Origin of the sequence: Aquisphaera insulae (assembly GCF_011064615.1) — a bacterium.
Taxonomy (GTDB): Bacteria; Planctomycetota; Planctomycetia; order Isosphaerales; family Isosphaeraceae; genus Aquisphaera; species Aquisphaera insulae.
In genome coordinates, this window is sequence record NZ_JAALJH010000046.1 from 66,077 (window position 1) to 76,275 (window position 10,199).

General features: G+C 67.3%; 7 protein-coding genes. 5 read left to right on the forward strand and 2 right to left on the reverse strand.

The window, feature by feature from the left end:
- The first annotated feature begins 4 nt into the window (after positions 1-4).
- Genes G6O54_RS22175 through G6O54_RS22185 form a run of 3 tightly spaced genes read left to right on the forward strand, consistent with a single transcriptional unit; the run spans position 5 to position 2,759 of the window.
- Positions 5-1,021 (forward strand): IS630 family transposase, encoded by a 1,017-nt coding sequence (locus G6O54_RS22175; protein WP_165228132.1) that lies wholly within the window; start codon positions 5-7, stop codon positions 1,019-1,021.
- Positions 1,018-1,713, forward strand: a complete 696-nt coding sequence (locus G6O54_RS22180) for a hypothetical protein (protein ID WP_165228134.1) — start codon at positions 1,018-1,020, stop codon at positions 1,711-1,713. Before G6O54_RS22175 ends, G6O54_RS22180 begins: the two co-directional genes overlap by 4 nt.
- 47 nt (positions 1,714-1,760) lie before the next feature.
- Positions 1,761-2,759 (forward strand): DUF1559 family PulG-like putative transporter, encoded by a 999-nt coding sequence (locus G6O54_RS22185; protein WP_165228156.1) that lies wholly within the window; start codon positions 1,761-1,763, stop codon positions 2,757-2,759.
- Between the two features lie 504 nt (positions 2,760-3,263).
- Here the strand turns inward: G6O54_RS22185 and G6O54_RS22190 are convergent.
- Both G6O54_RS22190 and G6O54_RS22195 read right to left on the reverse strand, forming a co-directional pair.
- Entirely contained in the window at positions 3,264-3,515 is a 252-nt protein-coding gene (locus G6O54_RS22190) for a type II toxin -antitoxin system TacA 1-like antitoxin (protein WP_205678992.1), read from the reverse strand.
- A gap of 465 nt (positions 3,516-3,980) precedes the next feature.
- Entirely contained in the window at positions 3,981-4,685 is a 705-nt protein-coding gene (locus G6O54_RS22195; RefSeq protein WP_165228138.1) for a hypothetical protein, read from the reverse strand.
- A gap of 418 nt (positions 4,686-5,103) precedes the next feature.
- On the opposite strand from G6O54_RS22195, the gene G6O54_RS22200 reads away from it, so the two are divergent.
- Complete coding sequence (locus G6O54_RS22200; protein ID WP_165228140.1) at positions 5,104-6,513, forward strand: prolipoprotein diacylglyceryl transferase; 1,410 nt, start codon at positions 5,104-5,106, stop codon at positions 6,511-6,513.
- 234 nt (positions 6,514-6,747) lie between these two features.
- On the forward strand, positions 6,748-10,044 hold the full coding sequence (locus tag G6O54_RS22205; protein ID WP_165228142.1) for a serine/threonine-protein kinase: 3,297 nt from the start codon (positions 6,748-6,750) through the stop codon (positions 10,042-10,044).
- The last annotated feature ends 155 nt before the right edge of the window (positions 10,045-10,199 follow it).

A 10,199-nucleotide genomic window follows, 5' to 3' on the forward strand; every position in this document is an offset into this window, starting at 1 on the left:
AGGGATGGAAGACACTCCGACCATCCCGCCTGAATGCCTTGAGTGGCGGAGATACCGGGCTTTGTACCTCAAGCATCGAGGTTGGTTTCAGCGTGATGTCGCCGAGGCCCTCGATGTCTCCGAGGAGTCGCTCAGTCGTTGGCTGTCTCATGCCCGAACCGGCGGCCGGGAATCGCTCCGAGCCCGGATCGCCGCGGGGAGACCGCCGCGGCTCACTGCCACGGAGAGACGCGAGATCCCCGAACTGCTCTGGCATGGGCCGGAGGCATACGGCTTCCCCGGACAGGTCTGGACCTGCGCCCGAGTCGCTCGCGTCATCGAGGAGGAATTCGGCGTCCGCTATCACAAGGGGCATGTCAGCCGGTTGCTCAAGGCGTTGCACTGGACACCCCAGAAACCGATCAAGCGAGCCACCCAGCGGGATGAAGAAGCGATTCGACGCTGGCGCGATGAAGTCTGGCCAGGCTTGCTCCGGAGTGCTCGTCTGGAGCGCAGGACGCTTGTTTTCGAGGATGAATCGGGCTTCTACCTCCTGCCCGGGATGGTGAAGACCTATGCCCCTGAGGGCCTGACCCCGATCCTCCGCGTGAAGCAGACGCGGGATCATCTCTCGGTCATGGGCGGGATGACGCCGGAGGGACGCGTCTTCGTCATGGCGCGGCAGGAGTCGCTCAACGGCCTGCATTGCATCGAGTTCCTCGAGCATCTGCTCCGCGTGGCGGGCGATCGCTTGCTGGTCATCTGGGACGGCTCGCCGATCCATCGTCGTGCGGAAGTAAAGGAGTTCGTGGCGAACACCCGGGGGAGGGTGTGGCTGGAGTCGTTGCCGGGCTATGCCCCCGATCTCAACCCTTGGGATGAAGGAGGCTGGCATCACTTGAAGAATGTCGAGCTGCGCAATGTCGCATGCCGCGACCTGGAAGAACTTCACCAGGAGTTGTATCTCGCCGTGGGGCGAGTGAGACAAAAGCCTCATCTGATCCGCTCCTGCTTCGCACAGGCGGGGTTACAGATACAGTGAAAAACTTGATTCCACTTGCGCAACGCTCAGTAGAATTGGCGCTATTCGTCGAAACCTGGCTCGGTGTGAACGTGGTGCCGCAAACGATCGACATGAGTCGGATTCGCGCAGGGAGCGAGTGCCGTCGCGAGGTCCAGGTTCATTCGCCGGACGGCAAGCCGTTTGTTATAGCCCGAATCATCGCCGATTTGCCTGAACTGATGGCGGATGCCGAGGACGCCTCGCAGGCGTTGCCCGTTCACCGAATCACCATTGTCTACCGCGCCGGCGAGCGATTGGGTTCGATTCGCGGTTCCGTCAAGATTGCGACGGATCGCGCGGACGCTCCTGCCGTCGATGTCTCCGTCACAGGAAGTATCTCCGGCCCGGTTGCCGCAAGCCCCGCATCGATTGAAATCGGGCGTGAGCAGATCGGGGAGGTTGTCCAACGAACGCTCATCCTCCGGGCCATACCCCCAGTCACCGATCTCACCATCAATAGCGTGAATGTCTCTTTCCCGTGGCGGCTGGTCCGGCACGAGACGAAGTCAGTTGGGAAAGGACTCGCGGCATTGGAATTATCGCTCTGCTTTCCGGAAGGCACCGGCATGCCGTCGGGCGATCTGGACGTAAGCCTTACGGCCCCAGAACGACTTATGGTGCGTATTCCATTGACCATCCAAGGATGGACTCCTCCCGATCCGTCACCTTGAGGAATTGCCCTTCATATGCGTGGGCGGAATTCGTGGAGAAACCCGTCATGTTCAAGCGCCGGGCACTCACACTGATCGAAGTCTTGGTGACCATCGGGATAATTGGGCTTCTATTGGCTATACTCCTCCCGGCTCTCCAGTCAGCCCGAGAGGCCGCGAGACGGACTCAATGCAGCTCAAACCTGAGCCAGATTGGTATAGCATTCAATGGCTATCTCACCCTTTACGGCGTCTTTCCCGCCGCTGGGATGAACGGAAGCAAGGATATGTCCTATTTCCAGAGTTCTCCTTTCTGTCGAATTCTCCCCGGTCTGGAGCAACAAGAGCTCTATCATTCGCTGAATTTTGACATACCCCAGTCGCCTTTCTCCCCCATCAATACCGAGAACACGTCGGCCGTTTCGGTAAGCCTGTCCGTGTTCCTTTGTCCCACCGACGGTGGGCCGACTCTGTCAGCGACTGGCGCCTTGAGCTATCGTGTGAATCTTGGTGCTGGCTATAAGATCTTCGCTTCCCTCATGGGACCGACGGAACCGGGAGCTTTCGAGTTTCATCGATGGATCAGCCCGGCCGACTTCCGCGACGGTCTTACATACACCGCGCTGGTCTCCGAACGATTGCGTGGCGGTGGCGATCCAACTGGCTGGGACCCAGCCCGCGATCCCTGGTACGCCGGCTTTTCTCGCAATCCACCGTACCCGATCGATACCGCCATCGATTATTGCGCCTCAGTGCCCTCCGGGGTTCCGCCACACTCGTCGATCGGCGGCACGTCGTGGTTCCGTAATGGGTTCGACTATGCCTGGTACAACCACGCTACCGGTGTCAATTCTCGGATACCCGATTGCACGGATCTTCCACCTGAGGCGGGCATCAGAGGTTCGCCCGGCAGCGGGATTTATGCCGCGCGGAGCTTCCATGGCGGAGGTGCTTTGGTACTCACGGCCGACGGATCAGTTCATTGGGTGAAGGGCGGTGTCGCCTTGCCTATCTGGCGGGCTCTTGGCACGCGTGCCGGTCAAGAGACGTGTGGCCCTCCGTTTTAGCGACCCTACGGTGGCCTGGATGAGCGGAGAGCCGACGGGAACACGGAGAGCCGACGGGAGCCGACGGGGACATTCCTATTTCGCCTGGAAAGCCAGTGGGGAGCCGACGGGGACATTCCTGGGAGCCGACGGGGACATTCCTATTTTGGGAGCCGACGGGGACATTCCTTGGGAGCCGACGGGGACATTCCTATTTCGCCTGGAAAGCCAAGGGGGAGCCGACGGGGACATTCCTATTTCGCCTGGAAAGCCAGGAAGCTTGGGCATCGACACTCCTCGAGCATGAGGGGGACCGATCGGGTCGTACGACGACGCCTCGGTCGTTCGATCAATCCAGTGAGATGGACTTCGTTCGAGGCGACTCCAAGCTCGATTCGATCATCATGGCGTCGAGCTGACGGGCGCTGAGGTACAGGCGGTAAGGATGGGCCGGAAGCTCCTGAAACTGGAACTTTCGTCGGCGCAGGGGCTCGAGTCGGAATCCGTCCGGGAACCGGACCTCGCTCACTCCCGGCCTCGCATGAGGGAGCCGAGACGCCGTTGCGGCTCCGTGAGCGGTGCCGGATCGGCCAGGGCGTTCCAGAAGGCGAGCTGCTCCTCGGGCGTCATCGCCAGCGTCTGCTCGCGGGCGGCGGCCACCTCACGCCGGGCCTGGGCGACCGCCACGGCATGCACATAATCGCTAGGACTGATGCCCCGAAGCCTGGCCGCTTCCAGCAGACACCGTTTGCTATCCTCGTCCAGGCGAACCACCATGGACCGGTCTGCTGCTCGAGCGCGAGCGGCGGACCGGCGAGTACGCGGAGCTGGCATGCCAAAATTCTCCTTTTCGGGAATTATACGTCTCCCTGCCAGCTCCACAAGCGATTCCGGCAGCTTCAACGATCCGCGGTCCAGGCGGCGCTTCGTGCGCCCGATGCGGATGATCGCCTTGCGACACGTCTCGCGGAAGCCGACACGCCACGCCAAGGCCATTACCTGGGAAGGATAAGGTCCTCCGCCCGAGCCGGCGGTCAAGCCATGGGTGGCTGTGGCGAAGCGCAGCGACGCCACGGGATCGCCTGGGGCGATTCCCGAGCAAACGCCCTGCGCGCGAGCCGTCGCGATCCCGTGGCGTCGACTTCGTCTCCGCCACAGCCACCCGGGAAGGATCGTCGCGATGTCGCCGCCTGTCGGGTTCGGCGCGACGTGTCCTTGTTGCCGTACGCGTTCAGGGTCGGGCTAGGATGCGGCCGCGGGGGGTGTCGTGAAACGGTAATGAGCCAACCACGCCCGGACATCCCGCTCGACATCATAGGCGTCGGAGCGCGCCCGCTCGATTCCGTCGAGCGCCACGTCGTATCCCTCGTAAACCCGCTGATTGCCGATGGTGTCGCGACAGAGGTCGCACAGGAGGTTCATGAGGGTGCCCGCATCGGGAGGGGCCTGGCCGTTGTCGCAGGCCGCCGACCACTGGGCGATGAGGACCGTCATGCAGCCGTCGATGACCTTGTCGGGCCCGACGTTGTCCGCTTGCCGTTGTGTCGTCGTGGACGCGGAGACCTCGCGCAGTTCGTTGAGGGCGTCCCACTGATCCTGCGCGTGGTTGGGCACGTGCTGGATGCCCTGCGTCAGCATATCCTGCTTCACGGACGTGTTCATCAGGTGGGCCGCGTCCAGCTTCCCATAGGCGATCTGCGGGTTGCGAAAGCCCGTGCCCGCCTGGACGTCCGCATGGGGCGAGAAGCACGCCCCCATGAGCGGGAACGGGCTCGGGCCCTGGGGCGGGTTGTACTGGCGGACCCACGAGAGGTAATGCCAGACCCTCAACGCCACGTTGACGAAGAGCGACATCCTGTGCCTGACATGCGACGCGTAGGCCTCCCGCCGGTCCGCGGGCATGACCACGAAGTTGATGCTGGGCGGAATCTTTTCTCGCGACGACATCATCACACCTCGATGCTTGTTATGCCTGCGTTCGGCACGGGCGATCAACCCGGCAAGATGCGACACGTCTCATCCAAGCCGACGGGGGCGAGTTCCCGATGATTCGAGCCGGAAGCGTCAGCGACGGTCCTCCGGGCCATGCCGGGAATCGAAGGCAGGCCGCCCGGATAGACCCTCGCCCGCTGATTTCCGATGCCACGGAAGACCACCGCTCACGCTCGGCTCGGATGGAGCATGGCCCTCGCCTCGGGCGACCAACTCGGCGAGGATCGACCTCCAGCTCCGAGCCGATCTCCCGCACGGCGCGCTTTCCTGCGGAGAATTTCCGGTTGGGTGAAACTGGAGGGGCCAATTTCGGGATTGTATTGGGTAAAGGCTGCGCGGATCAAGCGCGCGGTCACCACCCGGAGAGACTCCCATGGCCACCGCCGCCCAGATCGAAGCCAACCGAAGCAACGCAAAGAAGAGCAGCGGACCGAAGACCGAGGCGGGCAAGGCGGCCTGCAAGATGAACGCGCTCAAGCACGGCAACCGCTCGAAGAAGCTCGCGATGCCCGTGCTGCCGCAGGAAGACCCGAAGGAGCTGGACCGCCGCGTCCGCGAGTACGTCCAGGCCGGCCAGGCCGCCAACGGCATCGAGCGCGACCTGCTGACCCGCGCGGCGCGGCTCTCGTTCATGCTCGAGCGGTCCGACCGCGCCGAGGCCGCCTACCTCGCCAAACTGGCGCGGGCCGCGGTCAAGGCCGAGGCGAACGAACCCAGCGAGGAGCGGGAGCGGCGGGTCGAGCACCTCGCGCGGGACCTCTTCCTCGAGGCCGCCCCCGGCTGCCACCGCAACTCGGACATCTTCCGCGACGTCCCGGCCGCCTTCCTGGCCGGCCTCGAGGAGATGCATGAAGGCCGCGCCTGGCTGATCCGCCAGTGGCTGACCCAGATCAACCTGCTCTGCGGCCGCGACCAGTTCGGCTGGGGCGACTTCTATCGGTACGTCCGGCTCCTGGGCAAGCTCCAGACCGAGGCCAACGTCGACCTGGAGCTGAACGCCGTGATCGCCGCCTTCGACGCGTTCCTCGGCGGCGGCAAGGGGCAGGCCTTCTACGAGTATTACTGCCGCCGGACCCGGATCTACGACAAGTTCTACGAGGGCCATCGCTCCTGGCGGGTGCTCGGCGAGCCGCCGGCGAGCTCGGACGCGGCCCAGGACTTCCTGATCGACCTGGCGGAGCGGAAGCTGGCGCGGCTGGAGGCGATGGAGGCCGCCGCGACCGACGACGACGTCGACGCCGACGAGCTGGCCGACGCGGCCGCGTTCGACGCCGGCCCGGAGCTGGACCGGCACCGGCGGGCCTCCTCGGCGCGAGGGCGGGAGCTGCTCCGGATCCTGGACACGGTCGCGCGGATGAAGAAGTCCGGGTGCTGGAACGCGTCCGAAGCCGCGCCGATCCCGGCCGTCGTCGAGGACGAGGAGCAAGCCGGGACGATCGATCCGCGGGATGAGCCGACGGTCGTCGACACCGAGCCCCAACGCCAGGGTGAGAGCGAGCCGGTGGCCGCCCTTTCGGCAGAGGAGGCCAGCCCCGAATCCCGGCCTGAGGAACCCCGCGAGGCCGAAAAATGCGACGGCGAAGCCCCGCCGGAATCGACGCAAGTTTCAGCAGATAATGGTCTTGAGTCAAGGAAAGCGGGGGTGCCCGATGACGATCGGACCCAAAATTCGGGCGGTTCCACGCCGCGGCCGGAGGGCCAACCGACCAGGGACCGATGGTCCTCGGAGGCCCGCCAGGGGCGTGAGGATCGCGGTGGGCCGTCCTGGAACTCGGCGGGCTGAGTGGGGAGGCCGGGCTGTACGAAACGCTGTCGCGGGGATGAGCCGGATTCGGGGGGCGGGCTCGTCTCGACGTCATCTGGAGCCGACCTGGATCCGGAGGGTAGGATGGGCGCCCGACACACCTGGGACGTCGGCGGCCATGGCCATGCCGACAAACAAACCCCCGTGCAGGCTGATCGACCGAATCCGCTTCGGCGACGAGCCGGCCATCCGCCGCCTGGACGAGACCCCATCATGACCGAGTCGACCCAGGAGGGGACCCCGGAGCCCGGCCGAGCCGGCCGCGAGGAGTCGACGCGGGCCGACATGCTCGATGAGCAGCGGCGACGCTGGCGCGAGGGGGAGCAGACCCCGGTCGAGGCCTATCTGGATCGCCATCCCCACCTCAACGATCGGTCCGAGGATGCCCTCTGCCTGATCTATCAGGAGGTCATCCTCCGCGAGGCGGCGGGCCAGTCGCCCCAGCTCGACGAGTATCAGCGGCGGTTCCCCCGGTGGGCCTCGGAGCTCGCCGTCCAGTTCGAGGTCCATCGGGCGATCGAGTCGTCCTTCCTGAGTTCCGGGGCCGGCAGCGATTGGTCGTCGTCGTCGTCGTCCGGCGGCGTCGAGGCCATGCCGGCGGGCCGGATCATCGCGGGCTGCGAGGTCCTGGAGGTGCTCGGCCGGGGCGGCATGGGGGTGGTCTATCGCGCCCGGCAGCCGGGGCTCAATCGCGAGATCGCGCTCAAGATGATCCTGGTCGGCGCCGAGGCCTCGCCCAACGTGACGGCCCGCTTCCAGACCGAGGCGGAGGCCGTGGCGCGGCTCCAGCACCCGAACATCGTCCAGGTGTTCCTGGTCGCCGAGCACGACGGCCTGCCCTGCCTGCTGCTGGAGTACGTCGCCGGCGGGACCCTGGCCCGGAAGCTGGACGGCACGCCCTGGGCCGTGCCCCGCGCCGTCGAGACGGCGGAGGTGCTGGCCCGCGCCATGGACTACGCGCACGCCCGGGGGGTCGTCCATCGCGACCTCAAGCCGAGCAACGTCCTGCTGGACCCCGACGGCACCCCGAAGATCGCCGACTTCGGCCTGGCCAAGCTCCTCCAGGGGGGCGGCGAGACGATCACCCGCACCGGCGACATCCTGGGCACGGCCAGCTACATGGCGCCGGAACAGGCGGGCGGGCCCGGGACGGTCGGGCCGACGGCGGACGTCTACGCCCTGGGGGTGATCCTCTATGAGATGCTCACCGGCCGGCCGCCGTTCCGGGCCGAGTCCACGCATCAGACGCTCCGCCAGGTCATCGCCGCCGAGCCGGTCTCGCCGGGCCGGCTCCGGCCCGGCCTGTCGCGCGACCTGGAGACGATCTGCCTGAAGTGCCTGGAGAAGAAGCCGGCGAAGCGATATGCCTCCGCCGGGCTCCTGGCCGACGACCTCCGGCGGTTCCGGGACGGGCGGCCGATCCAGGCGCGGAGGGTCGGGCCGGCGGGCCGCCTGGCGCGGTGGGCCGGGCGGCATCCGGCCGTGGCGATCCTCACGGCCGCGCTCGCGACGCTGGCCGTGGCCGCCGCGATCGGCCTGGTGCTGTCCGCCCGCAACGACCGGCGGCTGCGGCTCGAGGCCGAGGAGAATCTCGACGTGGCGCGGCAGGTCGTCGACGAGATGTACACCCAGGTCGCCAGGGACCTGGACGGCCAGCCCGGGATGGACGCCTATCAGCGCCAGTTGCTGGAGCGGGCCTTGCGGTTCTACCGGACCTTCGCGCTGCGGAAGAGCGGCCGGCCCGAGATCCGCCTCGAGGCCGCCGAGGCGGGCCTGCGGGCGGGCGACATCACCCTGAGCCTGGGCCAGGTTGGCGAGGCTGAGTCGGCCTATCGCGACGCCCTGGACGTCCTCGAGGGGCTTGCCCGCGAGGGCCGTGTCGAGGCTCGATACCGGGCCGCGCTCGCCGGGGGGCTCGATCGCGCGGGCCGATTGGCCACGGTCACCTCACGCACCGACCAGGCCGAGGCGATGCTGAGGCGGGCCGTGGCGATCTATGAGCCCCTGGTCGCCGGTTCCCCCAGGGATTCCGCCCATCGAAGCGGCCTGGCCAGGGCCCGGATCGACCTCGGAGTCGTCCTCCTCCAGGGCGGTCATCGGGCCGAGGCCGAGAAGGAGTTTCGCGCGGCCGGGGAGGATGCGGAGATCCTGGTCCGGGATGAGCCCGACGTCCCCCGCCATCACGGGGGCCTGGGGAGCAGCTATTCCAACCTGGGGCAGATCGCGGAGGAGACCGGGCGATGGGAGGAGGCCCGGGCTGACCTGCTCCGGTCGGTGGCCGAGTACCAGAAGCAGGCCGACGGCGAGCCGACGCGGGCCGAGTTCCGATTCGAGCTCGCCACCGCCAACTTCAAGCTGGCCCACCTCGCCAGCGAAACCCGGCGGCTCGATGAGGCACGGGAGGCATTCCGGCGCTCCGAGGCGATCGTCGCGGCCCTGCTCGAGGAGCATCCCGACGTCTCCTCGTACCGGAAGGGACTGGCCAAGGCGCGGCTCGATCTCGGCGAGGTGGAACGCCGAGCCGGCCGGCTGGCCGAGGCCGTGCGGGCCCTGCGGGACGCGGTGCCGCTCTGGGAGAAGCTGGTCGCCGACGAGCCCGAGGTCACCGAGAATCGGACCAACCTGGCGATGTGCCTCAATGACCTGGGCCTCGCCTACGTCGCCCTGGAGCGGCCGGACGAGGCCGAGGCGGCCTACCGCCGCGTCGTCCCGCTCCGCGAGCGGCTCGCCGCCGATCACCCCGAGCAGGTCGAGCTGTCCGTCCAGCTCGGCGGGAGCTATGGGAACCTCGGCCAGGTGGCCTCCTACCGGAGGGACTACCCGGCCTCGCTCGACTGGGCCGAGCGGTCGCGGAAGGTGCTCGAGGGCGTGCTGAAGGATGAGCCCCGGCACGCGCTGGCCAGGCGCTATCTCCGCAACGCACACGGCCTGAAGGGCACGGCCCTGGGCGCCCTGGGACGGCACGCGGAAGCCCTGCCCGAGTGGGACGCGGCCCTGGCGCGTCAGGAAGGGCTGGCGGTCGACTCCACCGTCTCGTTCTCCCACGCGGGGCGGGCCGAGGCCCTGGGCGCGCTGGGCCGCTATCCGGAGGCCCTGGTCGCCTGGGAGCGTGCCCTCGAGCTCGCCCCCGAGCCGATGCGCGAGGACTTCGCCGCCAGCCGGGCCCTGACCCTGGCCCGGATGGGGGACCACGCCCGCGCCACGGCCGCGGCGTCGGCCACCTTCCGTTCGCCCCTGAATCTCTATAACGCCGCCTGCGTCCACGCCCTGTCGTGCGCGGCAGTCCGCCGGATGGACCATCCCCCCGCCGACGCGAAGTCGATCGCCGACGGCTACGGGGCCGCCGCCGTCCGGATCCTCCGCCAGGTCCGCGCGACCGGCCACTTCAAGGACCCCGGGCAGCTCCGGCTGCTGCTCACCGACAGCGACCTGGATGCGATTCGGGGCCGGGAGGACTTCCGCCTCCTGATCGCCGACCTCCTCTTCCCCGAGGATGTGTTTGCGCGTTGATGGCGACCGGGAGGGGGGATGGATCGTTGGCGCGGTCTCGATACAATCTCCGCGAGCGGCGGGCGGCGGCCCGCGTCGGGCGGCTTCCGTCGCGTCGCGTCACGTCACATCACGATCCGGGAGGCGATCATGCGGGCGATTCTCTCGATGGCGTT